Origin of the sequence: Actinoplanes sp. NPDC051411, from assembly GCF_040682075.1 — a bacterium.
In the GTDB taxonomy this organism is placed as follows: Bacteria; Actinomycetota; Actinomycetes; order Mycobacteriales; family Micromonosporaceae; genus Actinoplanes.
In genome coordinates this window covers 1-26,695 of record NZ_JBFBAD010000135.1, presented here as the reverse complement: position 1 = coordinate 26,695, position 26,695 = coordinate 1, and the positions used below count along the sequence as shown (strand labels likewise).

Below are 26,695 nucleotides of genomic sequence, written 5' to 3'. Positions count from 1 at the left end.
CGCACACCAGCGGCCGCCACATGCCCCCCGCCCAGCTCGCCACCGACCCGGGGCCCGAGCACAACCCGTTCCCCGCGCTGACCCTCCCCAACGCGCTGGTCGCCCCCCCGCCGGCGCGGGCGGCGGCGCCCGTCCCGGCCGCCGTCCCGGCGAAGGTGCCGCAGCCGGAGCGCGCGGCGCCCCGGTCACTGCCCTACGACCTGCCCGATTTCGTCGGCCGTACCGACGAGGAGGAGTGGATCCGGGCAATCGTCGACGGTTCGGCCACCCAGGGGCCGCGGATCGTCGAGTTGGACGGCATGGCCGGCAGCGGCAAGACGAGTCTGGCCGTACACGTCGCGCATCGGCTGGCCGAGCGTTTCCCGGCTGGGCAGCTCTACATCGATCTGCTCGGCTTCACCGCCGGCCAGCAGCCGATGAGCGTCCACGCGGCGCTCGACGTCCTGCTGCGTACGCTGGGCGAGCCGTCCGAGCGGATCCCCGAGGACCCGCCGGCCCGGGTCGCCCATTGGCGGGTCGTCACCGCGACCCGCAAGGTGCTCCTGCTGCTTGACAACGCGGGCGACGCCGCCCAGGTGCGCCCCCTGCTGCCGACCGCCGACGGCTCGCTCGCCATCGTCACCAGCCGGATGCGCCTCGGCTTGGACGGCGCGCAGTCCTTCGCGGTCCGCACGTTCGGTCACGAGACCAGCCGGGCCCTGGTACGCGAGGTGCTCGGCCCGGTGACCGCGGACGCCGAGCCGGCGGCCGCCGACGAGCTGATCGAGCTCTGCTGTGGGCTTCCACTGGCGCTGCGGCTGTGCCTGGCCCGGCTCCGCAGCCGGCCGCGGTGGACCATCGCCGATCTGGTGCGGCGGCTGCGCAACGAGGACCGGCTGCTCGACGAGATGCGGTCGGCCGACCGCAGCGTGGCCGCCTCGTTGCGGCTCTCGTTCGCCGCTATGGACGAGAACCAGCAGCAGTGCTTCCGCCGGGTCGGCCGGTTCCCGGGCGGCGACTTCGACGTCCGGGCCGCGGCCGCGCTGATCGGAGCCGACCTCTACGACGCCGAGGACGTGCTCGAGGGCCTGCTCACCCTCGGCATGCTGGAACAGCGCGAGTCCGACCGCTACTGCTTCCACAACCTGGTGCGTACGTTCGCCCGTAGCCTCGGGCAGGATGAGCTGGACGACGAGGCCCCGGCCGACATCCGCCGTCTGCTCGAGTACTACGTCACCGCGTCCGACCGGGTGAGCGCGACGCTGTTCCCAGGGCGGATCCCGTACGGGATAGAGCTGCCGGCCGCCCCGATCGGACCGCCGCCGACGCGCGACCTCGCGTCCGCCATCGCCTGGTTCTCGCAGGAGATGCGCAACATCGAGGCGACGCTGCGGCTCGCCGAGGAGCTGGGGGTCGCCGACTCGGCGGTCCACCTGCCCCGGTCCTTCGGTCACTTCCTCGACCGGTACGGCTACCACGGCGCCAGTCTGGCCGTGGCCGAGGCGGCGTTGCGGGCGGCCCGTCACCTGGGTGACCCGCTCGCCCTGCGGCTGTGCCTGACCAACGTGGTCGTGCCGCTGTGGCACCTGGGCCGCTTCGCCGAGGGCGTGACCTACCTCGACGAAGCGATACTGGTGGCCGAGAAGACGGGCGACAAGCTCGGCATCGCGGCCGTCCTCAGCCGCAAGGGTGTGATCCACAACAGCCTGGGGCAGTTCACCGAGGGCCTGGCCTGCCTGGAGCGTTCGGCCGGGATCGACCGCGAGCTCGGCTCGATCGGCTCCCGGGCCGCGACGCTGGCCAACATCAGCTCGGCCAAGACCCGGCTGGGCGAGTTCGACGCGGCCGCCGCGGTGAGCCGGGAGGCGCTGGCCATCAACCGGCAGATGGGCGAGCGGTACAGCGAGATCCTGAGCCTGGTCAACCTGGCTGAGGCACTGCTCGGACTGGGCGACGCCCCGGCCGCGGTCGGTCACCTGCGGGAGGCGCTCGAGGTGTGCACGACCATGCACGTTCCCACCGACACCCCGCTGGTGCTGGCCTATCTGGCCGATGCGCACCGGCGGGCAGGCGATCTCGACGAGGCGTTGCGGGTCGCGGCCCAGGCGCTCGAGGGCACTCAGCCCTCGGACCGGCCGGCCCGCACCGCCACTGTGGCCAACCTGGCCGCCCACGTGCATGAGGATCGCGGGGAGAAGCCGGCCGCGCTCGCCCTTTACACCAGCGCGGTCGAGGTGGCCCGGCACGGGGAACACGTCTTCGAGCTGGCGTACGGCTTGGCCGGGTTGGCCCGGCTGCTGGGCGATGCCGGCGAGGCGCAGGCGTGCCGGGACGAAGCGGTCCGGCTCTATCGCGCGATGGGTATACCGGAACGACACTGGCAGGATCCGGGTCCCGCCAGTGCCGTCCGTGGTTCTTGATGGTCCGCGTCTAGCGTGGGGCCACGTCCGGTCCCATTCCGCCCTCGGCCGTGACGGCGATCGTGCCGTCCGGTCGGGCCGTCCCGGCCTGGCCGAGGCCGGCGCCTCCGGCGATGCCGAGGGCGAGGATGGCGGCGGCGAGAATCGTCTGGATCAGACGGCGCATATTCGGTGCCCTCCAGTGTCGGTTGATGAGGACATCTTTGGAGGCGATTTTCCCGGGCCGTTCCCCATGCATACCGGATCCGTTCCCGCTTTCCGGGAAAGGTACTCGAGCCGGAGGTACAAATCCTGAATCAGTCCTTCGATTTCCGTTTTGTTGCCGAATGCCTCCTCGCATAAGTCATATAAAAGGACAACCCGCTCGGTCGCTGCGGTTCCCCGGTTGACCGCACCGGCCGGCCGGCCCGACTTCCTGGCCGCGGCCGTCGGCACCGCGCCCACCCGTGAGCAGTGCGAACGTCAGCTGCGGGAGCTCGGTTCCCCGTTCCGGCGCGAGCTCGTGCTGACGGGAACGCAACGGGAACGGCCCGGTAGCCGGTCGCGGCACAGTCATCCACAGCGAGCACCGGCACTTGACGGAGAAGGAGCGGACAATGCCGCCGAGCGTGATCGACCGGCCGAGAATCGTCGACGGCCCGTTTCTGCCCGGTCTCGACTGGGTCGAGGCCTACGGGGACGACGATCGGGCACTGGCCGAGCGGCTGGTCGGACCGCACAGCGCCGATGTGCTGCCGTACCTGCGGCTGGCCCGCAGCCGCGGTGGCCCGGTGCTCGATCTCGGGTCAGGCGACGGCCGGCTGGCCCTGCCGCTGGCCCGGCTCGGCGTAGACGTGGACGCGGTCGACCGCTGCCCCGCCACGGTCGAGCGGCTCCGCCGGCGGTACGCGTCGCTGCGGTCGCGGCGCCCGGCGGCGGGCCGGCTGACCGCGACCGTGGCCGACCTCGCCGGCTTCCGCCCGGTCCGCCGGTACGGCCTGATCATGCTGGCCGGCGGGATGCTGACCGCGCTCGGGCCGGTCGAGCGCGACCGGTTGTTCGCCGTAGCGCTGGCCGCCCTGGCGCCCGGCGGCGCGCTCGCCTTCGACTTCCACCGGCACGACCCGGCCGCGGTGGCGGCCGAACCGGTGCGCCTGCTCGCATTCAGCGTGCCCCGGCCGGACGGCGTGCAGCACAACGTGGTGGCCCGGCAACGCCTCGACCACGCGGCCGGGATCGAGACGATCGATCTGGACAGTTACGAGCACCGGCCCGACGGCACGGTCCACCGGGCCACATTCCACACCCGCAAGGCGATGCTCGATCCGGCCGCGCTCACGGCCCGGGTACGGGCGGCCGGTGGCCGGGTGGTGGCGCGCCGCAGCATCGCGGTCGGCTCCGCGGTACGAAGTTTCCTGATGGTCTGCGAGGCAAGGATGGGAGGCATGGCATCGTGCTCATGACCGATGTTCCGGAACGAAAGGCGGTGAGACGGATCGCTGCGGACCGCGATTTCGCTCTTCTCTGGCTGGCTCGCGGCGTCTCCACCGCGGGTAGCGCGTTCACCGCGGTGGCGCTGCCCGCGTTGGTCTACGCCCAGACCAGTTCCCCCTTGCTGACCTCGCTGCTGGCGGCCGCGGTGGCCGCGCCCTACCTGGTGTTCGGCCTGATCGCCGGGGCCCAGGCGGACCGGGCCGACCGGCGCCGGATCATGGTGATCTCGGATCTGATTAACACGGTGCTGCTCGCCTCGATCCCGCTGGTGGCGCTGACCGGCCGTACGCCGATCGCCCAGTTGCTGATCGTGGCCTGGGTCAGCGGCAGCGTGTCGGTCTGGTTCGATGCGGCCAACTTCGGCGCGTTGCCCGCCTTGGTGCCCCGGGAGCGGCTGGGCGAGGCCAACAGCCGGGTCTATTCGACCACCACGGCGGTGCAGATCGGTGCGCCCGCCCTCGCCGGTGTCACGATCGCCGCCTTCGGCGCGCAGCCGACGATCGCGATCGACGCGGTCAGCTTCCTGCTTTCCGCCGTGTTCATCGGGCGCATCCGGAAATCGCTGCACGTGGTGCGCGATCCGGACGCGCACCGCACCAGCCTGCTCGCCGACATCCGTGAGGGCCTCGGCTTCCTGGTCGGCGAGCCGACCATCCGGCTGTTCACCGCGCTGGGCTCGGCCTCCGGCTTCGCCACCGGCGCGGTCAGCGGCCTGCTGGTCGTGTACGCGGCCCGGCGGTTCGGCATCGTCACCGGCGACGGCCGCCTGGGCCTGCTGTTCATGGCCGGCGCGATCGGCTCGTTCCTCGGCGCGTTGTTGCTGCCGCGGATCGGCGCCCGTACGGACGCCCGCGTGGTGACCGTCGCCGGGATGTTCACCGGTCCGGTTCTCCTGGTCGCCCTGGCGGCGGTGCCGGCGTGGTGGCTCAGCCTGTTGCTGCTCGCCGCCTGGGGGGCCGCCACCACGCTGATCATCGTCAACGGCATCACGGTACGGATGTCGCACACCCCCGACCGCCTGCAGTCCCGGGTCAACGTGGTCGGCCGGATGCTGACCTTCGGCATCTTCCAGCCGCTCGGCGCCCTGGCCGCCGGTCTGCTCGCCGAGCACGTCCCGGTGGGCTGGGCGGTCACCCTGTGCGGCCTGCCGATGATCCTGGCCGGGCTGGCCGGCCTGGTCTCGTTGCGCCGCTCCGGTCGCGGCGTCGAGGTGCCGGAGGATGCGTCATGACCAGCGCCGTCTTCGACCTCTACAACCGGCCGGCCGATGTCGACCTGACCTGGGAGCGCCGGGAGCGGTATTCGCGGGTGGACACCGAGGTCGTCCGGGTGTTGCTGGCCGAGCACTTGCCGGGCGCGCCGGCCGAGGTCGCCGACGTGGGCGGCGGCAACGGCTACCTCGCCTTCCACCTGACCGCCCAGGGCTACCGGGTGAGCCTGTCCGACTTCGTGCCCGCCCTGGTGGCCGACGCCCGGCGCCGGGATGCCGCCGGCGCCCTGGCCGACATCCGGGTGGCCGACGCCCGCGACCTGCCGTACCCGAATTCGTCGGCCGACGCGGTCCTGCTGTTCGGTCCGCTCTACGGGCTGGCCGAGTTGGCCGACCGGGCGGCCGCGTTGACCGAAGCCCACCGGATCCTGCGGCCGGGTGGCGTGCTGGTCACCGAGACACTGACCAAGGCGGCCGGACTGCGGGGCCTGATCGAGCGCGACGTCAGCGCCCTGGCCCGGGTCGACCTGGACCGCTTCCTGGCCACCGGTGTCTTCGTCGGCCCCGACCTGCCGCGGTTCTATCGCGGGCACGTGTGCGCCGATCCCGACGACACGACAGCCGAGCTGCGGGCGGCCGGGTTCACGGTCGCCGACGTGGTGGCGGTCGATCTGCCGCATCCCGACCGGCAGCGCCTCGTCGCTGAGGCAGGGCCGGACGTGGTCGCCGGCTGGACCCGGCTGGTGCTCGCTGTCGGGCGCGACCCGCGGTACTGGGCGACCGCGAACCACGTGGTGCACGTCGCCCGCCGACTCTGACTCCTGGTATGGTGGGACCATAGAATTGGTCCAACCAAATGAGGAGCTGACGGTGACGACCGAGCCGATCACCGCGGTCGAACTGCTGCGCGAGGGTGGCCTGCGGGTCACCTCGCAGCGCATCGCGGTGCTGGACGCGTTGGTCGGCGGCCACGTCGACGTGGAGACGCTGACCACCCGGGCCCGTGCCCGGCTCGGCACGCTGAGCAGCCAGGCGGTCTACGAGATGCTCAACCGCTTCCTCGAGGTCGAGCTGGTGCGCAAGGTGCCGGCGCCGTTCGGCCCGGTGCTCTACGAGACCGACACCACCGTGCACGACCACGTGGTGTGCGACCGCTGCCACCGGGTCGAGAACATCCCCGCCACGACCCGCCGCCCACCCCTGCCGGCGGGTTGGTCGCTGCGCGAGACCATGTACATCGCGACCTGCCCCGCCTGCACGCAGCAGGACGGGGCGGCGGGTGTCGCGGCCGATCATTCCCAGCGGTAGAACTCGAGCAGGTAACCGTCCGGGTCGGCGACGAACGCCGAGCGGCTGCCCCAGGGCAGGCTGGTCGCCTCGCGGACCGGCTTCCCGCCCGCTGCCACTGCGGCGGCGAAGGACGCGGCCGGGTCGTCGACGGTGAACTGGAGGATGGCGTTGCCGGTCGGCGCCGGCACCGGGGCGATCGCCTCCTCCCAGGACGCCTTGGCGAACAGGCCGAGCGTGAAGCCGTCGTTCTCGGCCTCGGCGTACCCGCTGCCGCTGGGCCGCTTGACCGTGAAGCCGGGCAGCGCGCGGTAGAAACGCACGCTGGCGTCGAGGTCGCCGACCAGGATCGTGACGTGGTCGAGTTTCATCATCTTGCGGTGTCCTCTCCAGAGAGTGCGTGGTCGTCCCGGATCCGCAGCCGCGGCCCGGGAAGCGTGATCAGCGTGGCCGCGTCGAAACCGCCGAGGCCGTGCAGGAACTTGCCCGGGCCCAGCGCGGCGACACTCCGGCCGAGCAGGTCGGCGACCGGTACGGCGAGAACCCCGTGCACCGGTCGGCGCGTCCCGCCGCCCTGGGCGCCGAGGAAAGCGGCCCGGATGACCCGGTCGGCGCCGTCCCGGCCGAGCCGCGCGTCGAGCAGGTCGGCCATCAGCAGGCCGTCCGCCGCGGCGGTGCCGAAGCGGTCCAGGACCACGTTGCTGGCCGGGCCGGCCGTCCGGGCCAGTGGGCTTGCCCGATCGGCAGTGACGAAGCCGTCCGGATCGAAGACGGCAGACCGTGGGCCGGTCGGATGCCGCGGGTCGTCGAGGACCGCGGCCGGGGCGGTGGCCAGGCAAGCCGCCCGCTCGGCGGCCGGGAGTGCGGTGATGAGGCCGAGCAGTCGTGCGGTGGCGGCCGGCGCCCAGACGATCGCCACCGGGGTGGGGTCCACTTGGCAGAACGGTCCCTCGGGCAGCGCGGTCAGCAGCGCCTCGGCCAGCTCGGCCGGCCGCAGATCGGCCGGGTGCCGGGCGAACTGGCCGTCCACCGCGGCCGCCCCGGCCGCGGTCACCGCGCGAGCGTGCAGCCAGCATCGGGTGATCTCCTCGCGGACCCGCAGCCCCCGCGAGTCGCCGAGCATCCGGTGCTCCCGGATTGCGCGGGCCCGTACCACCCACCGGCCGCCGGGCACCGCGCCCGCCAGGTCGCGGCGTACCGTCTCGACCAGCTCGGCGATCTGCTCGGGCGTCCAACCGCGGGGGTCGGCAAACGTGTCCACCTCGGCCGTCATGACCGGCGGTTCGGGCCGCGGCGGGCCGGGCAGCACCGCGTCGGCCGCCCGCCGGACGGCCGCGCGCAGGCTCGCCCGGTCCAGGTCGCCGGTTGTGGCGCGGCCCTCGCCGGCCTCGGTCACGACGCCGGCCACGGCCTGCCGCTCGAGCCGCGAGGCGCGCGACAACGTACCGTCCGGACGGGCCTCGACGTCGTCGACCCGCCGTACGGAGGCGTCGATCCAGAGCCTCATCGTGCCCGCTCCGGCGCCAGCACCAGCGTGGGTGCTCCCATCGTGACCCGGGCCAGCTGCCCGCGCTTGACGCAGACCGCGGGCGCGCAGAACAGGTCGTCACCGACCGCCTCGAGCCGGCCGAGCAGGTCCCGCGCCCGGCCCCCGATCTGCAGCGGTCGCAGCGGATGCAGCGGTGTGCCGTTCCGGGCGTATGCGACCTGGGTCGCCGTGAAACCGAGCCGGCCGGAGGCGACGTCGGCCTGGCCGCCGGACAGCCCGCTGCAGATGATCGCCTCGGGCAACGCGGCCAGCATCTCGGCGGTCGACCGGCCGGTCGGACGCGCGTACGTCGTGGTCATCCGGGCCAGCGGCACCGAGCCGTACTCGTCGCAGCGCCCGTTGCCCCGCGGCAGTTCGCCGGCCGCCGCTGCTGTCGCAGTCGTGTGCAGGCATCCGCGCACCACGCCGTCCTCGACCAGCATGGTCCGCTCGCCCGGCACCCCTTCGTCGTCGCGTGGCTGGCTGGCCCAGCTGGCCGCGGCGGCTGGGTCGTCGAGCACGGTCAGGGCCGCCAGAGTCACGCGGTCGCCGGGCCGCAGGCCGGCCGCGCCGGCCCCGGCCGCGTTGTCCGCCTCCAGCGCGTGGCCGAGCGCCTCGTGGATGAACACCCCGGCGGCCGCGCCGGTCAGCACGATCGGAAGGGGACGATCTGGCGCCGGCCGGCCGCCGGCATGCCACCGCGCGCGCTCCGCGGCCGACTCGGCGCCGGTGACGAGCTCGGCCTCGTCCAGCTCGTCCGGGCCGCGGGCCGCGATGCTGGTGTACGCGCCGGCCCCGCCCGGCCCCGGGTCCACGATCACGGTCGCCCGGATCCGGCGCTGGGTGTCGTGCCAGCAGAGCTGGCCGCCGATCCGGACCAACCGGGTCTGCCGCCGCACCACCAGGCGGACCGAGCGGACACCCCCGCCCCGGCCCCGGGCAGCGTCGTCGAGCACGACGGCGATCCGGTCCCAGTGCCGGCGCAGGTCGGCCAAGGACGGTTCCGTTCCCGCCGGCACCGTGCCCGGCGGGAGCAGCGACGCGCTCGCGCTGGTCACGGTCGGGCCTCCGGCGTCCGACCGGCGCCGGGCGGCGCCGGCGACCGTGCGGGTCTCGACCCCGGCCGGCGCACCGTCCACGTAGGTGAGACTGTCGTACCAGGCCTGTTCGGCGAAGACGAGGTGGTCACGGCTCATCCGTCGGTCACCTCGCCGAGCGGCTCCCAGCCGTCGTCCCGGATCACCACGGTGTCCTCCAGCCGGGCGCCACCCCACGCCGGATCATAGACGCCCGGCTCCACGTTGACCACCGTGCCGGGGTCGAGGACGTCGGTCGAGCGCAGCGTCAGGAACGGCGCCTCGTGCAGTTCCAGACCGATCCCGTGGCCGGCCGCATGCGGCATCCGGCCGGCGAACCCCGATTCGGACAGGCTGGCCGCCACGGCCCGCGCGACCTCGGCCGCCGGGACACCGGGCCGCAGCGCGGCGAGGGCGGCGTCGCGCGCCCGGCGTACGGCGTCCAGCGCCCGCCCGGCCACCGGGTTTCCGCCGCCGACCACGAACGTCCGGGTCAGGTCGGCCTTGTAGCCGTGCACCTCCGCCCCGACGTCCGCGACCAGCACGTCGCCGCGTTCCAGCGCCCGGGTGGTGACGCCGTGCCAGGGCCGTGCCGCGCGGGCACCCCCGGCCAGCGACGGGTCGAACGCCCAGCCCTGCGCGCCGCCGGCCCGGATCGAGCGCCACAGCCGGCACTCCAGGTCGAGCTCGGCCACCCCGGTCAGATCGTCGTCGGCCAGTTCCCGGACCGCCTTTCCGGTGAGCTCGGTGGCCCGGCGCAGCAGCTCCAGCTCCAGCGCGTCCTTGTGCCGCCGGAGCCCGGTGAGCAGCCACTCGCCGTCCTCGACGTTCGCGTGGGCCGGCGCGAGCTCGCGCAGCCGGGCCGCGGTCAGATGCCGCGTCTCGGCGAGCAGGCCGGTCCCGGGGAAGCCCAGGCGCTCGACGATCGCGTCCGGCTCGGTCAGCAGGTCCCCGCCGGTCAGCAGCAGCTCGCCGGCCGGTCGCCGCCCGGTCAGGTACCGCACGTGATGCGGCGCGGCGACCAACAGCGCGTCGGCGCTGACGGTCGCGAGACGTCGCTGGGCGGCCACCACCCGGGTCGCGACGAAATCGGCGACGGTGGTCACGACAGCACCATCGGGGACGGGACGGCGGGCCGGTCGACGCCGCGTACCTCGAGCCACGCCCGGCCGATCGCGCGCAGCCGGGGCCACGGCGGCTGATCGACCGGCAGGTGCACGATGAACCGGCCGACGCCGGCGTCGAGGTAGCCACGGAACAGGCCCGGCAGCAGCGCGGCGCCGATCGCGAGCGCGGGCACCGTGTCGGTCGGCTGGAAACGCGGGGCGCTGTGCTGATCGTCCAGATCGGGCAGCAGGCTCAGCTGCATTGCGCAGTCCAGCGGCCGGCCGGCCGCCTCGCTGAGCCGGCTCCCGGTCTCGCGCACCTTCTCCGGCGACTTGGTCATGGTCAGCCAGCCGGTCACCGCCGGGCCGGCCGTGGCGAACAGCGCCGGATCGGCGCTGGCCAGCATCACCGGCGGAGCGGTCAGGGCGGGCGGCCGGTAGAACACCACGTCGTCGGCGAGCCCGGCGTTCTCACCCGCGAGCAGGGCCGGCAACACCCGGGCGGCATCGAGCACGGACTCCCGCCTACGCTCCGGATCGATTCCGTACGCGCGATTGACCGGCTCGCGCATGCCGCCGCCCAGCCCGACCACCAGCCGGCCGCCGCTGAAGTGCTGCAGGCTCGCCAGCTGCCGGCCCAGCGTGGGCAGCTTGTGGAAGCCCGGGCAAAGCACAGCAGTGCCGTACTCGCGAATCGGCAGCCCGCGGCCGATCGCCACGCCGAGCAGGGCGATCGGGTCGTGTCCCGATCCGGTGTCGCCGGTGGTGGCGTCGGCCAGCGGGACATCGCGGACCCAGACCGCGTCGAATCCGGCCTCCACGATCGCATCGAGCCGTGCGGCCATCGCCGTCCAGGGCTGATCGGCCAGCGGGAGGCTCACACCGAGAGTGCTCATGACTACAACTCCTTCTTCGATCGACACGTCAGCCGGCGGATGACGATGGTGGCGACGGGCGGGTAGGGCTCCGGCATGCCGAACCGGACGGTGCTCGCGGCGACCGGCTGCCAGATCGGGTGGACCGGCGGCAGCCCGGCGCAGGCGTCGCCGACCGTGGCGCCCCGCGGCCCCCAATCCAGCAGGAGCAGGGAAGTGCCGGCGGGCACCGCGGTGGCCCACTGACGGGTCACCGCCGCCGGCGCGATGAGGTGGTGCAGGCCGAACGCGCACGCGAGGTGGGTCACGCCGGGCGGCGGCCGGTAGGTGGTGACGTCGGCCGTCACCGGCTGTACCACGCCGGACAGCCGGTGCTTGGCAGCCAGCTCGCGCAGCCGGCCGAGCGCGACCGGATCGGCGTCGACCGCGATCAGCCGCCCGGCCGGACCGACCCGCCCGGCGATGGCCAGATTGTCGATGCCGGCGCCGGCGCACAGGTTGACGACATGATCACCGGCGGCGAACGCGCCGAGTCGCAGCAGGGCGTTCAGGGCCTGCCCGATGCCGTGGCGGTAGGCCTCGGCAACCGGCTCGGCCACGGCGCTCGGGGTAGGCATGGCGAGCCTCCTTTTCAGGCGTGCGGCATGGGGGACAGGTCGAACCGCACGTCCGGCGCCCGGCCCGCGGTCCGTCGGCGGAGCCGCCGATTGCCCAGAGTGGGCAGCGCGGTCGGCATGTTCGGGATGGCGTCCGGCGCGATCACCCGGGCCACGTGGTAGCCGTGCCGGCGTACGTCGTCGGTGGTCAGGTCGGCCGCGTAGGCCGCCATCCCCCGGGCGGCGAAGCGGGCCACCAGATCGGCGTCGGTGAGGCCGCCCGGGAACGGCGGCAGCTCGTCCAGGCCGATCGAGTCGACCGGCCGCAGCCGGTCGAGCGCGTACGGCTGGGTCCGCGGGTCGAGGAAGTACTGCACGTTGTGCATCAGCTGGCGCATGTCCGAGAAGTCGTCGGCGAAGTCGTCGGCGTAGGCCCGGTCGGCGCGATAGGGCCGCAACGGGAAGTGCAGCAGGCCGTCGGCGGCGCCGCGCCAGAGCCAGCTCTGTGGATCGAGGCAGGCCGACGCGAGCCGGCGGAGCTGAAATGCCTCGGCGGCCGCCTTCAGCGCCGCCTCGACCGGGTCGGGCCGGGTGGCGAAGCCGACCGCCAGCACGGTGGTCTCGTCGTCGGTGAGCGCGCAGGCGATCGTCGGCACGTCGAAATCGCTGGGCAGCAGTAGCCACCACAGCCGGGTGCCCGGGTGACAGCCGGCCAGCGCTTGCTCCGGCACCGGATGGCCGGCCGGGAAGACGATCTCGCGGGCCGGCTCTCGGCCGAGCCACCAGAGAGCGGTGGCGTCCCGTTCGATGACCTCGAGCAGCGCCGACCGGATCGCGAAGGCGAGCGAGGGCCCGGCCGCGATGCCCGGGAGCAGCACTGGGAAGCGCCGCTCCGCGCCCGTCGGGTCGCCGCTGCCTCGGTAGTAGTTGAGGTAGGTCAGCGGGGCCGGCATCAGGGCCGGGCGGTTGCCGGCCGTCAGCTCGGTGCCCCGCACCCACGGCACGACCACGTCCTCGGTGATCGGCCGCAGCGGGAACGCCGGCCGAGCGTACTGCTCGGCGGTGAACAGCGGGGCCGCGGCCGGGTCCAGGAAGACCGCTCGCTCGGCCCGCAGGGTGCGCAGGTCGGCCCGGCGGTGCACGGTCGTCACCACGTTGCCGCAGTAGCGCTCGACGGCCTCGCCGATCGCCGCTGCCCGGGACTTCTCGGCGTCGAAGGTCAGGCCGCTGCCCACCACGTCGGGCATCCACCGGGAGACCCGGCCCAGGTCGCCCACGCTGGCGCTGTAGCCGACGAGCCCGTCCGGGTCGCCCGGCGCGGCCCGCAGCGGTGTGACCCGGCGGACCACGCCGAAGAGTTCGTCGATCAGCATGATCCGGCCTCTTTCCAGGCGTGGTCGTTGGGGTGGCCGGGCAGTGGCGCGAAGTCGCGCCGCCGCCAGTGACCGGTCGCCAGATCGAGGGTGAAGACCGGGCGCTCGATCGCCGTCACGGCCGCGGCCAGGATGTCGGCGGCGCACGCGAGCACCGACCGGGCCAGGCTCGACCGTTCCTCGGCGGTGACGACCGCGGCCGCCTCGGCGCCGATCACCCGGCTGGCGCCGGCCGTCGTGGCGACGGCCCGCAGCAGGGTGCGGAATGCCGTCGGGTGCAGCGTGTTGGCGTAGAGCCGGCCGTACAGGCAGCGCACGCACGGGCAGACGGTGGCGGTCAACAGCGGGCCGACCACCAGGTGGTGGTCGAGCTCGAACACCGGCAGCACCGCGCCGTCGGCCGTGACCTGGCGCTCCAGCGTGGCCGGCTCGAACAGCCGGCCGGCCGCGATCGTCACGACCGGGGCCGCTGGGCCAGGACGCAGGCCGAGCAGCTCCCGCAGGGCCTCGCTCAGTGCCGTGTCTCCGGCCACCTCGGCGGCCGGCCACTGCTCCGGCTCGGGCACCGGCGCCGCCCGCACGACCGGCCAGGCCGTCTGCGCCATCTTGTCGCCGAGCGCCGCGCCCAGCGCCTCTTCGTCGTCCGCGTCGCGCACGAGGAACAGCCGGGTGCTGCCGCGCTGACGGACCATCCATTCCCGTTCGCCGTCCCCGGCCGGCCAGGCCAGGCAGCTGCGCTCGAGCAGCATCTTCGGTCCCTCCTCCTCTGTCTCGGTAAAGCTATAGTAGACCAAAGTTTTGGTCATACCAAGAAAAGGATGCGGCGATGACGACGACCGACCAGCGGCCGCCCTTCTGGAGCGCGGCCGAGGCCGAGGTCTGGCGGCGGCTGTTCGATGCCACGCTCGGCCCGGCCGTTCCGTCCGATCTCGACGAGGCCGCTGCTCCGGTGTTCGAGCTGCCGGTGCCCCCTGGAGCGGGTCCGGTGGAGGCGGCGATCGGGGTGCGTGCCTCCCGCCGCGATCTCGCTGGACCGGTGCGCCCGGACGCCCTCGCCACCGTGCTGCGCGGTCTGCACCGGCCCGGCCGCCCGGGTGAGCCGAGCGTGCCCCGCTCCGGCGGCCTGGCCGCGCTCACGCCTTACCTGAGCGCCGTCGACGTGATCGGATTGCCGGTCGGGCTGTACCGATCGGACGGTCGTCGCCTGGTCCGCGCGCAGGCGCCGGGCGACTGGCCGGAGCGGGCCGGCCGGCACATCAACCTCTACCTGGGCCGGGCCGGACAGGACCCGCCGCCGGCCGTCCTGCTCTGGCGGGTGCAGTGGCGGCCGGTCATGACCCGCTATCCGTGCTGCGGGCTGCTGACCGCGTTCTGGGATGCCGGGGTGGCTCTGCAGGCGGCCGGCTTGCTGGCCGAGGAGGCCGGCCTGGCCGGCTGTGCGTGCGCGGGTCTTCCGCCCGCCGATCTGGTCACCGAGCTGGGCTGGAGCCCTTGGGAGCGGGCCTTTGTCGGGGCGCTTGCCCTGGGCAATCCAGATTCGAGTGGCACAAACAATTGACATGACCAAAAGAAGGCGGTTGACTCTAGGGCGCGGGCAGGGAGCCACGGGGGTTCCACCGACCGCCGGAAGCAACGGCGTCGAGCCCGGTCAAACAGTCGAAAGGGAGAGCCATGTCGATCAACGAGCAGAACGTCTCCGAGCTGGTCGAGGACCTGGACGCGGACAGCATCGCGTCGTGCCACCACCCCCTGTCGGAGGACGCCGCCGAGCAGGTGGCCGAGCTGGTCTACGACCTTGACGCGGACAGCATCGCCTCGTGCCACCACCCGCTCACCGAGGACCAGCAGTAACCAGAGATGTCCATTGTGGAGTGGCTCCTCGCGGGGCCACTCCACAGGCTTGTTCCCGCACGTCAGGCGTGGGAGCGGACCGGTAATCGAACGGGCTCCGGCCGCGCCACGATGCAGGTGCTCCCGGTGGAGGACGACCAGGAACGTCCGCTGTGAGCTTCCGCGGTCGCACGATCCGGCTGCGGCCGCAAGTGGCTTCGTTCAGTGCTTCCTCAACGTCATGCTGATGCCACTCATGGTCATCCGGATGTCTCCGGCGTACAGGCCTCCCGGTCGCCGCCGCCTTCGCCTCCCGAAGCTCTGATCACAACGAACGCCTGAGGAGGGATCGATGCGCAACGACCGGATCGTCATGGTCATGCCGTACCGCCAGCTGGTCCGCAAAGCCGTCGCCACCGGCTTCCGGGTCTGGGTCGTCTGGGACATCGCGGGCCTGGAGGCCCCGGCGCGGGCCGAGATCGAGTCGCTGGCCGAGGATCTCGTGCTGGTCGACTTCGCTGACGAGGAGAAGCTGCGCCGGGCGGTCCGCGACCTCGCCGCCGCGGCCGGTGCGGCCTACGTGCTGCACTTCGGGCCCGAGGAGACCATGGTGTCGGTGGCTGAGGAGGCGGAGACGCTGGGCCTGGCGCCGAATCCGCCGGGCGCGTTGCACGCGCTCAACGACAAGATCGAGATGCGCCGGCTGCTGGCGGCGCACGGCCTTTCCCCCGTACGCGCGGAAGCCGTCCCGAACCGCGACGAGGTCCGTTCCCGGCTCGCCGAGTTCGGGCTGCCCGCCATCGTGAAGCCGGCCAACTCGTCCGGGTCCCAGGCGGTCGCCCTCGTGCGTACGGCCTCGGACGTTGCCGCCTGGGCGGCCGAGGCGGACCGCATGCGCTGCGCCGGCCCGTTCGTGATCGAGGAATTCCTCGAGGGGCCGGAGTTCAGCGTGGAGACGCTGACCGTGAACGGGCGCCACCTGGCCGCCGGGATCACCGCCAAGCGCACCACCGGCGCGCCGCACTTCGTCGAGATCGGCCACCTGCACCCGGCGCCGCTGGCCGAGGCCGACCGGGCCACCATCGTGGCCCTGGCCATCCGGCTGCTCGACCTGGCCGGGTACCGGTTCGGCCCTGCCCACACCGAGGTCATCCTGACCGCGGACGGCCCGCGCATCGTGGAGTCCCAGGCGCGGCTCGGCGGTGACCGCATCCCGGTGCTTGTGGAAACGGCAACCGGCCTCGACCTGGAGGCCGCGATCTTCGAGACACTGGCCGGCCGCGAGGTGACCGTGCCCGCGCCACGGGGCCACGCCGCTGTCACTTTTTTCACCCTGCCGGCCGGCCGCGTCGTCGCGCTCGACGGCCTGGCCGATATCCGGGCGCTGTCCTGGGTGATCGACCTGCGCTGCCAGATCGAGGTTGGTGACGTCCTGGCGTCCACCACCAACTCGCGGACCCGGCACGGCCACGCCGTCGTGCGGGCGACCGGCCCAGTCCAGGCAGCGACGCGCGTCGAGGCGGTGCACAGCCTGCTGCGCGTACGCATCGAAAGCTGACGCCCGGCCGCCCGGCCGGCGATCCGAAAGTTGGAAACTGACGCCCGGCCGCTCCGGCCGGCGAACCGATGGGAGGCCCTCGTGCCCGTTGTCACCCAGCCCGGCGCCGCGACCGGTCCCGGTCTGCAATACGGCGTGACCGTCCAGGTCGAGGTGTCGTCGATCGACGGCTGGCAGGTGCTCCACGAGCCGGCCGTCTACCGTTTCGCCACCCCGATGGGTCCACTGTGGGCGCTGCTGCGGCCCGGTCGGGGGGAGATCCTGCACGTCTTCTTCTCGTGCGCGATCGACCGCGCGCAGATCGAGGCGCCGTACTTCCACCGGGTGGCCGCCTCGGCCCGGCTCGCCGGCCCGGTGCTGTTCCTCAGCGACCCGGCGCTGAACCTCGCGCCCGACGTGCCGTCCGGCTGGTTCGCCGGCACCCCGGGCTACGACCTGCCGGCCGACATCGAGCGACTGATCGCCCGCGCCCAGGACCGCCTCGGCACGCCGCGCCTGGTCTGCTTCGGCGCCTCGGCCGGCGGCTATGCGGCGCTGGTGCAGTCCGCACGGGTGCCCGGGTCACTGGCCGTACCGGTCAACCCCCAGACCGACGTACGCAAGCGGGCCACCTCCCGGCGCTTCCGCGAGGTCGCCTGGGCAGGACGGTTCCCCGACCCCGCGCCTACCGGCGACCGCTTCTCGATCCTGCCCACCTACCTGCCGGGCGCGTTCGGCAACACCGTCTGTTACCTGCAGAACCGAGGCGACCGCTTGCACGTGGACCGGCATCTGACCCCGCTCGCCGCTCAGTTGGGCGTGCCGCTGACCTCCGGGGCCCAGACCGCGGACGGCCGTTTCCAGTTGCGCCTGCTCGACAACGGGCTGGCTCACGCCCCGATCCCGGACGTCGAGTTCTGGCCCCTCTACGACGGCGCGATCGCCCGCTGGCAGTCGGCCGGACCGGGCGGCCGGGTGCGCAGCGGACTACCGGACCAGCGCCGAACGGGCGAACAGAACGGGTCAGGGCTATCGGCTCGCACGAAACCGCGATCGTGATGTCATGCGGGCCGGTGAGTGGCTTCGTGGACGTCATGCGGTTTGCCGGGCCGGTTGTGCGCTGGTTGCCCCTCACGGATCGCCAGGGTGCCGAAGGCCCCGGCCAGCGCCACGTTGACCATGACGGCGAGCCAGGCGATGTCGGCGATGTGGGCGACCGGCCAGGCGAGCGCGGCGACGGCGAGTGTCACGGTCAGCCAGGGCGGCGCGATCCGGCGCAGGGCCCAGGCGGCCAGCAGGATCGCGAGCGGGAAGAGCAGGCCGAGCGGCTTGATCAGCACGGCCGCGCCGGACGCGTCGACCAGGTCGGTGTCCCCGAGTGAGACGTGGATGGTGTTGAAGCCGTATCCGACGTTGCCGGCCGTACCGAGGACGGCGGCAACCAGCAGGACCGCGGCCGTGACCCGGTCGCTGAGGGTGACCAGGCGCAGGAAGACGAAGGCGTACGCGGTGGCGCCCAGGACGTGGGTGAAACCGGCCGCCCCGTCGTCCCACCCGCGGGCCGCGTAAAGGCAGTCGGCGAGCAGGTAGAGCAGCGGGGCGAAGATCAGCGATGCGGTGAGCAGGCGGTCGACGGGTGAACCCGGTTGCGTTGTCATGGTGCTGACGACATCGCATCGCGCCCCGGACGGCATCGGGGCGGACCCGGCGGTTTCGCAGGGTTAACCCTGGTCACAGCGGCGGCCGGGGCTGGCACGATACGTCCATGAGGCGAAGCGCGGCGATCGGCGCTCTGGTCGCCGTGCTCGTCGCGGGCGGCTTCGCCCTCGGACCGCACGTCGCCAACCTCCACAACGGGCTGATCGCGGCGTCGTTCACCGCGGTCGGGCTGTTCGTCGTCCGCCGCCGGACCGGCAACCGCGAGGGATGGCTGTTCGTCGCGACCGGCGCCGGGCACGCCGTCATGTTCGCCGGGCGTCAGTACGCCCTGCACCCCGGGCCGCTGCCCGGCGCGACGTGGATCGGCTGGCTGGGCGTGTGGCCGTTGCCGGTCATGCTGGTCGTCATCGGCCTCACCGTGATGTGTTTCCCGGCCGGCCGGCTGCCGTCACCCGGCTGGCGTCCGGTCGTCGTCACGCTCGCCGCGGTCGCCGTCGTGCTGGCCGCGGTATCGGCGCTGTGGCCGGTCGAGGCCGCCCGGACGGGACTCTCGGCCCCGTTCGAGCTGCCCGGCGCCGGTCCGGCCGCCGCCGCCTACCGGGTCGCGCGGCCGATCGCGTACCTGCTGTTCCAGTTGATCCCCGCGGCCTGCGTCGTGGTCCGGCTGCGGTGGGCGCGCGGCGACGAGGCGCGACAGCTGCGCTGGTTCGTGTACGCGGTGGCCGTGTCCGCCGCGGTCATGGTGCTCGGGCTGACGGTGCTCCGGACGCCGGTGCCCGGAACGCTGACCGTCCCCCTGGTCGCCGTGGCCGCCGGGGCGGCGATCCTCAAGTACCGGCTCTACGACATCGACCCGGTCATCAACCGGTCGCTGGTGTGGACGGCGATGGCGGCGCTCGTGACGGTCGGGTACGTCACCGTCGTGACGGGCGCGGGCTCGCTGGTACGCGGGCACGGCACCCTGTTGCCGCTCCTGGCCACGGCGATCGTGGCGGTCGTGTTCGAGCCACTGCGCCGCCGGGTGCAACGGCTGGCGGACCGGCTCGTCTACGGGCACCGGGCCAGCCCGTACGAGGCGTTGTCGCGGCTGTCGGACCATCTGGCCGGCCCGGCCGGTGGACTGCTCGCCGGCATCTGCGCCACGGCGGCCGACGGGGTCGGCGCCCGCGAGGTCGTGCTCTACTCGGGAACCGCCGGTGAGCTCCGCACCGAGGCGATGTGGCCGGCCTCGGCGGTGCTCCCGCCCGGCGACGACCTGGACGCCATACCGATCATGCATGACGGGCGGGTGCGCGGCGCGCTCGCCGTACGAAAAGCCCTTGGGGAAAGCCTGACCACCGCGGAGCGGAAGCTGATCGCCGACCTGGCCGCGCAGGCCGGTCTGGTCCTTGAACTGCGGGCGACCGCGAAGCGGTTGATCGCCGCCGGTGACGCCGCGCGCCGGCGCCTGGAACGCGACCTGCACGACGGGGCCCAGCAGCGCCTGGTGACGGTGGCGATGGAGCTCGGGGCCGTGGTGCGGTCGGCGTCCGCCGCCGGATCCGCCGGGGTGGCCGCGCGGGCGGACGCGGTCCGGATGCAGCTGCTCGAAGCTACGGCTGAGCTGCGTGAGATGGCCCGCGGGCTGCACCCGGCCGTGCTGACCCAGGACGGCCTGGAAGCCGCGCTGGGCTTCCTGGCCGATCGTTCGGCGCTGCCGGTCCGGCTCCGCGTGACCGTCGACCGCCGGCTCGCCGCGGAGATCGAGGCTACCGCCTATTTCCTGGTGAGCGAGGGGCTGACGAACGCGGCCAAGCACGCCGGCGCCCGGCACGCCGCGGTCCGGGCCGAGCTCACCGCCGCGGGACTGGCTGTCGAGGTGGCCGACGACGGGACCGGTGGCGCGGTGGTGCAGCCCGGCGCCGGCCTCGAGGGTCTCGCCGACCGGCTGGGCGCGTTGGACGCCCGGCTGACCGTGACGAGCGGCCCGTCCGGCACGTGCCTGGCGACGGTGATCCCGTGCGGGTGATGCTGGCCGACGACGCGGTGCTGTTCCGCGAGGGCATGGCCCGGATCCTGACCGACGCCGGCTTCACGGTCACCGGCCGGACCGGCGACGGCCCGTCCCTGCTCGCGATGGTGCGCGCCGACCCACCGGATGTCGCGGTGCTCGATCTGCGCATGCCGCCCGGGTACGCGGCCGAGGGCCTCGAGACGGCCGCGGCGGTCCGCGCCCTGGTCCCGGCCGTCGGCCTCATGATCCTGTCCCAGTACGTCGAGGTCCACCACGCGCTGCGGCTGATGACCGAGTTCGAGGGCGGAGTCGGCTACCTGCTCAAGGACCGGGTGTCGGACCTGGCCCTGTTCGGGTCCCAGGTCCGGTCGGTGGCGCGCGGGGAAACCGTCCTCGACCCCGAGCTCGTCGCCCGGCTGGTCGCCCGGCGCCGGGAGCGTGATCCGTTGCGGGATCTGACCGGCCGGGAGCGGGCCGTGCTCCGGCTGATGGCGCAAGGCCGGTCCAACGTAGCCGTGGCCGGCGAACTGCACCTCGCGGTGAAGACGGTCGAGGCGCACGTGACGTCGATCTTCACGAAGCTCGGCCTGGTCGCGGACGAGCACGAGCACCGGCGGGTCCTCGCCGTCCTGACCTTTCTCCGCGGCGGCGGGTGACGCCTTGCGGCCCCTCGGGTCGTCGGGCTCGAGGGTCAGTACTCGGGCACCTCGGCCTTGCCTTCGGCGACCTCGAGCATCTCCTCGGACAGGGGCTTTTCCTTCATGGCCAGGGAGCTGATCAGGGCGACGGCCATGGCGGGAACGGTCCAGAGGAAGACGGTGTGGAAGGCGTGTACCGGGCTGCCGTGGGTCAGGCCGGCGGTGAGCAGGGCGCCGAACAGGGCGGCGCCGAGGGCGCCGCCGATGCTCTTGAAGAAGTTGAGGGTGCCGGTGGCGACGCCGAGGTCCCGGTGTTCGGCGGCGTTCTGCCCGGCGAGCAGGGAGACCTGGACGAAGAAGCCGATGCCGATGCCGGCGAGGAACAGTTCCGCGATCAGGGTCAGGGCGCCGGTGCCCGCGGTGGAGCGGCTGATCAGCCACATGCCGGTGCCGGTGACCAGGGAGCCGATGATCGGGTAGATCTTGTAGCGGCCGGTGTGGGTGATGACCGGGCCGGAGATCAGGGCGGCGGCGACCAGGCCGGCCAGCAGGGGGATGACGAACAGGCCGGCGGTGAAGGCGGTGCGGTGCTGCACGGTCTGCAGGAAGGCGGGTACGTAGAGCATGGCGACGAACAGCACCAGCGTGGCGAGGAAGAACTGGATCAGGGCGAGGTTGAAGACGCTCGACCGAAACAGGTGCAGCGGTGTGATCGGGTGGGCGGCGCGGCGCTCGATAAGCAGGTAGGTGATCAGGGTGACGATGCTGAGTGCGATCAGGCCGAGGATGACCTTCGAGGTCCAGGGGTGCTCGTTGCCGCCCCAGGTGGTGAACAGCAGGACCGCGCCGGTGAAGACGGCGGCGATCAGGCCGCCGGCGTAGTCGATCGGGCCGGCGGTGGTGGCCGGCCGGGGCAGGTGCAGCTTGGCGGCGACGGCGACGAGCGCGGTCACGCCGATCGGCAGGTTGATGTAGAAGATGTAGCGCCAGTTGAGGCCGTCGGAGAAGGCGCCGCCGAGCAGCGGGCCGGCGATCAGGGCCAGGGTGGCGACCATGCCTGTGACGGCCTGGTACTTCGAGCGCTGCCGGGCCGGTACGAGGTCGCCCATGATCGCCTGGACCAGGGAGTTCAGGCCGCCGGCGCCGATGCCCTGCAGCGCGCGGAAGGCGATGAGCAGGCCCATGCCGTCGGCCAGGCCGCTGAGCAGCGAGCCGATCAGGAAGACCGCGATGGAGAACTGGAAGATCTTCTTGCGGCCGTACATGTCGCCCAGCTTGCCGAAGATCAGCGTGGTGATGGCGCTGGTCAGCAGGTAGCCGGTGACGATCCACGGTGCGTTCGCGGTGTCGTGCAGGTCGTGGCCGATGCTGGGCAGGGCGGTGGCGACGATGGTCTGGTCGAGGTTGGAGATGAACAGGACCAGCATCAGGGGCACGAGCAGCACCATGATGCCGCCGGTGCGCCCGCGGAGGCGGGGCGGGGGTGTGGTGGTCTCGACGGACATGGTGGCCGACCTCCCGGGGAGCGGATGGTTACTCGCTCACCAAGGTAAGTCGCTTACCATTTCTCGGACAAGACTGGGGGGATGTGACGAAAAAGGTAAGTCAGTTTCCCTCAGTCGGGTAGGCGCGCTTCACGGCCGCCGCCGCGGCGTCGAGCGCGGCCCGCACGTCCCTCGCCGCGGTCCGGGGCGCCTTTGCGGCCACGGCGAGTCGCATCTCGTCGGAGGTCATGAGGCGCACGAGCGCAACCAGCTGCATGGCGAGGGCGCGCATCGACGGCGTGGCGGTGCCGCCCGCCTCGGCGGCCAGCACGGCGGTGAGCTGGTTCTCGAAGTCGGCCCACAGCCGCAACAGCCCCGACTCCAGGGCCAGCGACTGCCCGTAGCCCCGATGGAAGCCCTCCAGGCCCTCCTGCACGTGCTGCGGATCGATCGCCGCCGACAGAACCCGTACGATCGCGTCGGCCGGCGCCGAGCCGGCCGGCCGGTCCCGCACCGCCGCCACCAGCGACTCGATCAGCTCGTTGTCGGCGAAGACCAGGTCCTCCTTGGTGCGGAAATAGACGAACATCGTCTTGACCGACACGTTCGCGGCGTCGGCGATCTCGGCCACCGTCACGGCGTCGAACCCGCGCTCCTCGAACAGCTGCTCGGCCGCCTCGATCAACGCCCTGCGGGTGGCCGCCTTCTTCCGGTCGCGCAGGGAGAGCTTCCCGCCGGGTGCCGTTGACATCCCACCAGCATAGCCAGAAACCTCATCAACTTACCTTTTGGTGTTGACTAACCCGCCGCGCCGGTCGAGGCCGGTTCCGGGTCGTCACCTGAATTCCAGATGCGGGACGCCCGGCGACAACCGGATAGGGTCTCGGCTCCGTTTGACGGGTGGGCGAGGCGAGGAGCTTGGGTGGCGGACGACTTTCGCGAATACGTGAGCGCGCGGATGGACGGCTTCCGGCGTACGGCGTACCTGCTGTGCGGTGACTGGCACCTCGCCGACGACCTGGTGTCGACGGCGCTGTTCAAGCTGCTCAAGCACTGGCGCCGGGTGGCGGCCATGGACGATCCCGACGCGTACGTGCGGCGCGTGATCCTCCGCTGCCTGCTCGATGAGCGCCGCCGGCCGTGGCGCCGGGAGGCGGCGTGGGAATGGCCGCCGGACCGGCCGGTCGCCGGGGCCGACCAGCCGGTGACCGACCGGGTGGCCCTGACCGCCGCGTTGGCCGCGTTGCCGCCCCGGCAGCGGGCCGTGGTCGTGCTGCGCTTCTTCAACGACCTGTCGGTCGAGCAGACGGCGGCCGAGCTGGGCTGCACCGCCGGCACCGTCAAGAGCCAGACCGCCCGGGCCCTCGCCAGCCTGCGCACCGTGATCTCCGAGGAGGCCATTCACCGTGGATGACCTTTCCGCGCTGCTGCGCGCGGTGAGCGACAACGCGCCGCCCCCGGCGATCGACCTCGACGCGCTGATCGCGGGGGAGCGGCACCGGCGCCGTCGTTCCCGGCTCGCGGTCGCTGCTGCCGCGGGCGGTGTCGCGGCGGTCGCGGCGGCCGCGTTCCTGCTGGTGAGCCGGCCACCGGACATCGCCGTGAGCCGGCCGCCGCGGGTGGTCGTGAACCGGCCGCCGGAGGTCGCTCCGGTTACGGCCGCGGTGGTGACGCCGCCTGCCCTGGCCTGTGTGCACGACGACATGCCGTCCGCGGTGCCGACCCGTGACGTCGATCCGGTGCGGCCGCTGAGCGAGAGTCACGAAGCGGCCGTCGCGCGGCTGAACCGGACGCTGCCCACTCTCCTGCCACCCGACGCCCGGCCGATGGCCGGTCCGGCCTGCGACCACATCGAGTTCTGGTGGAGCGCGCACGACAGTCGCTACAACCTGGGCGCGTTGCTGCCCTCCGGCGTCAGCCTGGCCATCATGGTCGAGGCGCGGGACCGGGGGGACGTTCCGCAGTGTGTCGCGGTTCCGGACGACTGCCACCGCACGGACGAACCGGACGGCTCGGTGGTCCTGTCCGACCTGTCCGAGCTGTCCGATCTGATGGTGGGTGACCGGCAGCGCACGGTGACGGTCGACCGGCCCGACGACACCCGGGTGGTGCTGGCGGCGATCGGCCAGGGCGGTGACCTGCCCACGGTGGAGGCGATGGCCACGATCGGACTCAGCCCGGAACTTACCCTTTATCCAAATCCTTAAGAAAGCAATAAGTCCGGTTTCGGGGCCTATGCGGGCGGGCAGGGCGGCGGCATGACGACGAAGAGGGTGTTGAGGGGCGTCGCGGTCGGCGGGGTGGCGGTGGCCTGCATCGCGGCCGGGTCGTGGCAGGCGGCCTCTGCCGGCACAAACACGGGCGCGGTCCCGGCGGGTGGTGCAGCGGCGGTCGGCGCGGCCGCCGGGAAAGTAGCGGGCGTCACGACGGCGGGCGCCGACAGCGAGCTCAGCGCCGCGGCCGACCCGGCGTGGACCGGCACGTGGGCGGCCGCACCGCAATCGAGCGGCGCGTCGTTCGGGGCGCAGACGCTGCGGCAGATCGTCCACACCAGCATCTCCGGCAGCGCCGCCCGGATCGAGCTGTCCAACGCGTTCGGCGGTGGCCCCGTCACCATCGCCGACGTGCACGTGGCGGCCCGGGCCGGCGGCTCCTCGATCGACCCGGCCACCGATCACGCGGTCACCTTCGGTGGGGCGGCCTCGGTCACCGTCCCGGCCGGCCAGAAAGCGGTGAGTGACCCGGTCGCCCTCACCGTGGGTGCCGGCCAGGACATCGCGGTCAGCTTCTTCCTGCCGTCGGGCGCGGCCAAAGCCACCCAGCACCAACTGGCGGAGCAGACCAACTACACGGCGAGCGGCGACGTCGCCGGGAACGCGACGCTCAGCAACCCCCAGACGAACGGCAGCTACACGTTCCTGTCCGGGCTCGACGTGCGGAACGCGGCCGCCACCGGGGCGGTGGTCACCCTGGGTGCCTCGATCACCGACGGCATCGCCTCGGCCGGCGATGCCAACCGCCGGTGGCCCAACGATCTCGCCGTCCGGCTCACTCAAAGCGGCCGTACGGTCGGCGTGCTCAACGAAGGCATCAGCGGCAACGCGCTGCTGCACGACGGGGCCGGCCAGAGCGCGATCAACCGTTTCCAGCGCGACGTGCTCGACCAGCCGGGCGTGAAGTGGGTCATCTTCGCCGACGACCCGATCAACGACGTCAACAACAGCAACCCGCCGAGCGGTCAGCAACTCATCGACGGCGTCACGAAGATGATCGGCGCGGCGCACGCGGCGGGCGTCAAGTTCCTCTGCGCCACCCTGACCCCGTTCAAACCCGATCAGGGCTGGACCCAGGCCGGCGAGAACAGCCGCGAGGCATACGACTCCTTCGTCCGCAGCGCCGGCAGCGGCTGCGACGGGATCGTCGACTTCGACTCGGCCGTCCACAACCCGGCCGACCCGGCCACCTGGAACTCCGCCTTCGACAGCGGCGACCACCTGCACCCCAACACCGACGGCCTCCAGGCAATGGCGAACGCCGCGAACCTGAGCCTCTTCACCTGAGTCGCATCGGCCAGGCCGGGGGCGGCTGGGCCGTGTTCGGCCATGCCCTGGCCAGCCAATTCGGGGCAGCGGAGTCCGGGCCGGCGTCGTGTAGGCCGAGTCCTGGTCGGCCGCGTTCCGCGCGGCCGAGTCGCGTTCGGCCGAGTCCTGGGCGACCGGGTCCTGGTCGGCCGTGTGCCGGGCACCCGTGTCCCGGGCGGCCGAGTCGCGTTCGGCCGAGTCCGGGGCAACTGGTTTCTGGGCAGCCGAGTTCGGTCTGGTCAGTGCAGATGGCCGAGTCCGCGCGCGCGAGTTTCTAGGCGGCTGAGTCCGGGCGGCTGAGCCCCGGGTGGCCGAGTCCGGGGCTCAGGCCCGGCGTGGCCGAATCCGGGGTTGTCGAGCCCCGGGTGGCCGAGCCCCGGGGTGGTCGAGCCCCGGGTGGCCGAGCCCCGGGGTGGTCGAGCCCCGGGGTGGCCAAGTCCGGGCGGCTGAGGCCTGGGCAGCTGAGCCCGGGCAGCTGAGCACTGGGCAGCCGAGTCCGGGCGGCTGAGCCCTGGGCAGCCGAGTCCGGGCAGCCGAGTCCGGGCAGCCAAGTCGGGGCAGGTGATGTCAGGCGCTGCAGGGGTTGCCGTCGATGCGGCAGTCCTGCGGCGCCGCGTCGATCAGGGTTGCGCCGTGGACGCCGAAGACCACCTGCACCGAGCCGCCCGCCGCGACCGTCGAGGTCGTGGCGTCGGGCACGAACGTCCACACCGAACCGTTCTGCGTCGCCTTCGCACCCTGGACCCCGGACACCAGCAGGGTCGGCCGGGGGAGGGTCACGGTCAGCACCCAGCCGGTCTTCGATCCCGTGCCCTGGTTGGCCACCGTGACCGTCATCTGGTAGCCGAGCAGCCCGGCCGTCGCCGACGCGGTCTTGTAGGTGGCGGTCAGGCGCACCGACCCGTTCTCGGTGATGATCGGGGAACCGGGAACGGCGATCGACGCGGCCGCCGCTGAGGAGGGCGCGCCCTGGCTCGCGGTGGCCGCCTTGCCGATCGTCGAGGTGCTCGACGGGGAGGCGGGCGCACTCGTCCCGGTTGTGGCCGACCC

27 protein-coding genes are annotated in these 26,695 nt (G+C 72.9%); 14 read left to right on the top strand and 13 right to left on the bottom strand.

Translation table 11 applies throughout. From position 1 onward, the window contains the following. Positions 1–2,399: tetratricopeptide repeat protein (locus AB0M88_RS44145; protein ID WP_364112621.1), on the top strand; the 2,399-nt coding region annotated here is incomplete at its 5' end. A gap of 10 nt (positions 2,400–2,409) precedes the next feature. On the opposite strand, the gene AB0M88_RS44140 is transcribed toward AB0M88_RS44145, so the two are convergent. Further along, positions 2,410–2,565, bottom strand: a complete 156-nt coding sequence (locus AB0M88_RS44140) for a hypothetical protein (protein ID WP_364112619.1) — start codon at positions 2,563–2,565, stop codon at positions 2,410–2,412. 430 nt (positions 2,566–2,995) lie between these two features. Here AB0M88_RS44140 and AB0M88_RS44135 point away from each other — a divergent pair, with 430 nt between their 5' ends. The 4 genes from AB0M88_RS44135 to AB0M88_RS44120 are packed head-to-tail and all read left to right on the top strand — an operon-like array spanning position 2,996 to position 6,390. Continuing rightward, positions 2,996–3,841: a methyltransferase domain-containing protein gene (locus tag AB0M88_RS44135; RefSeq protein ID WP_364112617.1), complete on the top strand. Its 846-nt coding sequence runs from the start codon at positions 2,996–2,998 to the stop codon at positions 3,839–3,841. Between the two features lie 23 nt (positions 3,842–3,864). After that, the gene (locus tag AB0M88_RS44130; RefSeq protein WP_364112615.1) at positions 3,865–5,103 is read left to right on the top strand and encodes an MFS transporter; all 1,239 of its coding nucleotides are present in this window, start codon (positions 3,865–3,867) and stop codon (positions 5,101–5,103) included. Beyond that, on the top strand, positions 5,100–5,900 hold the full coding sequence (locus AB0M88_RS44125) for a class I SAM-dependent methyltransferase (RefSeq protein ID WP_364112613.1): 801 nt from the start codon (positions 5,100–5,102) through the stop codon (positions 5,898–5,900). Before AB0M88_RS44130 ends, AB0M88_RS44125 begins: the two co-directional genes overlap by 4 nt. A gap of 52 nt (positions 5,901–5,952) precedes the next feature. Next, a complete protein-coding gene (locus AB0M88_RS44120; RefSeq protein WP_364112611.1) occupies positions 5,953–6,390 on the top strand; it encodes a transcriptional repressor in 438 nt (145 codons plus the stop codon). On the opposite strand, the gene AB0M88_RS44115 is transcribed toward AB0M88_RS44120, so the two are convergent. The 8 genes from AB0M88_RS44115 to AB0M88_RS44080 are packed head-to-tail and all read right to left on the bottom strand — an operon-like array spanning position 6,375 to position 13,672. Continuing rightward, complete coding sequence (locus tag AB0M88_RS44115; protein ID WP_364112609.1) at positions 6,375–6,743, bottom strand: VOC family protein; 369 nt, start codon at positions 6,741–6,743, stop codon at positions 6,375–6,377. The two genes, AB0M88_RS44120 and AB0M88_RS44115, sit on opposite strands and share 16 nt — an antisense overlap. Continuing rightward, positions 6,740–7,876, bottom strand: coding sequence for a hypothetical protein (locus AB0M88_RS44110; RefSeq protein ID WP_364112607.1), 1,137 nt, complete (start codon positions 7,874–7,876; stop codon positions 6,740–6,742). The genes AB0M88_RS44115 and AB0M88_RS44110 overlap by 4 nt, the downstream gene beginning before the upstream one ends. Next, on the bottom strand, positions 7,873–9,093 hold the full coding sequence (locus AB0M88_RS44105; RefSeq protein WP_364112605.1) for a TldD/PmbA family protein: 1,221 nt from the start codon (positions 9,091–9,093) through the stop codon (positions 7,873–7,875). Before AB0M88_RS44105 ends, AB0M88_RS44110 begins: the two co-directional genes overlap by 4 nt. Further along, on the bottom strand, positions 9,090–10,079 hold the full coding sequence (locus AB0M88_RS44100; protein WP_364112603.1) for a M24 family metallopeptidase: 990 nt from the start codon (positions 10,077–10,079) through the stop codon (positions 9,090–9,092). Before AB0M88_RS44100 ends, AB0M88_RS44105 begins: the two co-directional genes overlap by 4 nt. Beyond that, positions 10,076–10,975: an LLM class flavin-dependent oxidoreductase gene (locus tag AB0M88_RS44095; protein ID WP_364112601.1), complete on the bottom strand. Its 900-nt coding sequence runs from the start codon at positions 10,973–10,975 to the stop codon at positions 10,076–10,078. Before AB0M88_RS44095 ends, AB0M88_RS44100 begins: the two co-directional genes overlap by 4 nt. 2 nt (positions 10,976–10,977) lie before the next feature. Next, the gene (locus AB0M88_RS44090) at positions 10,978–11,571 is read right to left on the bottom strand and encodes a methyltransferase domain-containing protein (RefSeq protein WP_364112599.1); all 594 of its coding nucleotides are present in this window, start codon (positions 11,569–11,571) and stop codon (positions 10,978–10,980) included. A 14-nt stretch (positions 11,572–11,585) separates the two neighbouring features. Beyond that, positions 11,586–12,923, bottom strand: coding sequence for a YcaO-like family protein (locus AB0M88_RS44085; RefSeq protein WP_364112597.1), 1,338 nt, complete (start codon positions 12,921–12,923; stop codon positions 11,586–11,588). After that, on the bottom strand, positions 12,917–13,672 hold the full coding sequence (locus tag AB0M88_RS44080; RefSeq protein WP_364112595.1) for a hypothetical protein: 756 nt from the start codon (positions 13,670–13,672) through the stop codon (positions 12,917–12,919). The genes AB0M88_RS44085 and AB0M88_RS44080 overlap by 7 nt, the downstream gene beginning before the upstream one ends. A gap of 77 nt (positions 13,673–13,749) precedes the next feature. On the opposite strand from AB0M88_RS44080, the gene AB0M88_RS44075 reads away from it, so the two are divergent. From AB0M88_RS44075 to AB0M88_RS44060, 4 genes are all read left to right on the top strand, one after another. After that, positions 13,750–14,481: a hypothetical protein gene (locus AB0M88_RS44075; RefSeq protein ID WP_364112593.1), complete on the top strand. Its 732-nt coding sequence runs from the start codon at positions 13,750–13,752 to the stop codon at positions 14,479–14,481. 113 nt (positions 14,482–14,594) lie between these two features. Further along, a complete protein-coding gene (locus AB0M88_RS44070) occupies positions 14,595–14,774 on the top strand; it encodes a hypothetical protein (RefSeq protein ID WP_364112591.1) in 180 nt (59 codons plus the stop codon). A 331-nt stretch (positions 14,775–15,105) separates the two neighbouring features. Beyond that, positions 15,106–16,311 (top strand): ATP-grasp domain-containing protein, encoded by a 1,206-nt coding sequence (locus AB0M88_RS44065; protein ID WP_364112589.1) that lies wholly within the window; start codon positions 15,106–15,108, stop codon positions 16,309–16,311. Positions 16,312–16,392: 81 nt separating this feature from the next. Further along, positions 16,393–17,349 carry a hypothetical protein gene (locus tag AB0M88_RS44060; protein WP_364112587.1) on the top strand — a complete coding sequence of 319 codons (957 nt, stop codon included), beginning with the start codon at positions 16,393–16,395 and terminating at the stop codon, positions 17,347–17,349. Between the two features lie 2 nt (positions 17,350–17,351). Here AB0M88_RS44060 and AB0M88_RS44055 read toward each other — a convergent pair whose 3' ends face one another. Continuing rightward, the gene (locus AB0M88_RS44055; protein ID WP_364112585.1) at positions 17,352–17,948 is read right to left on the bottom strand and encodes a hypothetical protein; all 597 of its coding nucleotides are present in this window, start codon (positions 17,946–17,948) and stop codon (positions 17,352–17,354) included. A gap of 107 nt (positions 17,949–18,055) precedes the next feature. On the opposite strand from AB0M88_RS44055, the gene AB0M88_RS44050 reads away from it, so the two are divergent. Together AB0M88_RS44050 and AB0M88_RS44045 are read left to right on the top strand one after the other, a co-directional pair. Further along, positions 18,056–19,957, top strand: a complete 1,902-nt coding sequence (locus AB0M88_RS44050) for a histidine kinase (RefSeq protein WP_364112583.1) — start codon at positions 18,056–18,058, stop codon at positions 19,955–19,957. Continuing rightward, complete coding sequence (locus AB0M88_RS44045; protein WP_364112581.1) at positions 19,948–20,598, top strand: response regulator transcription factor; 651 nt, start codon at positions 19,948–19,950, stop codon at positions 20,596–20,598. The genes AB0M88_RS44050 and AB0M88_RS44045 overlap by 10 nt, the downstream gene beginning before the upstream one ends. A gap of 35 nt (positions 20,599–20,633) precedes the next feature. Here the strand turns inward: AB0M88_RS44045 and AB0M88_RS44040 are convergent, their stop codons facing one another. Together AB0M88_RS44040 and AB0M88_RS44035 are read right to left on the bottom strand one after the other, a co-directional pair. Continuing rightward, on the bottom strand, positions 20,634–22,085 hold the full coding sequence (locus AB0M88_RS44040; protein WP_364112579.1) for an MDR family MFS transporter: 1,452 nt from the start codon (positions 22,083–22,085) through the stop codon (positions 20,634–20,636). Positions 22,086–22,185: 100 nt separating this feature from the next. Beyond that, positions 22,186–22,815 (bottom strand): helix-turn-helix domain-containing protein, encoded by a 630-nt coding sequence (locus tag AB0M88_RS44035; RefSeq protein ID WP_364112577.1) that lies wholly within the window; start codon positions 22,813–22,815, stop codon positions 22,186–22,188. Between the two features lie 171 nt (positions 22,816–22,986). On the opposite strand from AB0M88_RS44035, the gene AB0M88_RS44030 reads away from it, so the two are divergent. The 3 genes from AB0M88_RS44030 to AB0M88_RS44020 are packed head-to-tail and all read left to right on the top strand — an operon-like array spanning position 22,987 to position 25,624. Then, on the top strand, positions 22,987–23,478 hold the full coding sequence (locus tag AB0M88_RS44030; protein WP_364112575.1) for a SigE family RNA polymerase sigma factor: 492 nt from the start codon (positions 22,987–22,989) through the stop codon (positions 23,476–23,478). Beyond that, positions 23,471–24,271 (top strand): hypothetical protein, encoded by an 801-nt coding sequence (locus AB0M88_RS44025; RefSeq protein ID WP_364112573.1) that lies wholly within the window; start codon positions 23,471–23,473, stop codon positions 24,269–24,271. Before AB0M88_RS44030 ends, AB0M88_RS44025 begins: the two co-directional genes overlap by 8 nt. Positions 24,272–24,322: 51 nt before the next feature. Next, positions 24,323–25,624: a GDSL-type esterase/lipase family protein gene (locus AB0M88_RS44020; protein WP_364112571.1), complete on the top strand. Its 1,302-nt coding sequence runs from the start codon at positions 24,323–24,325 to the stop codon at positions 25,622–25,624. Positions 25,625–26,212: 588 nt separating this feature from the next. Here AB0M88_RS44020 and AB0M88_RS44015 read toward each other — a convergent pair. After that, positions 26,213–26,695 (bottom strand): cellulose binding domain-containing protein (locus AB0M88_RS44015; protein ID WP_364112569.1); only part of this gene is annotated, 483 nt, incomplete at its 5' end.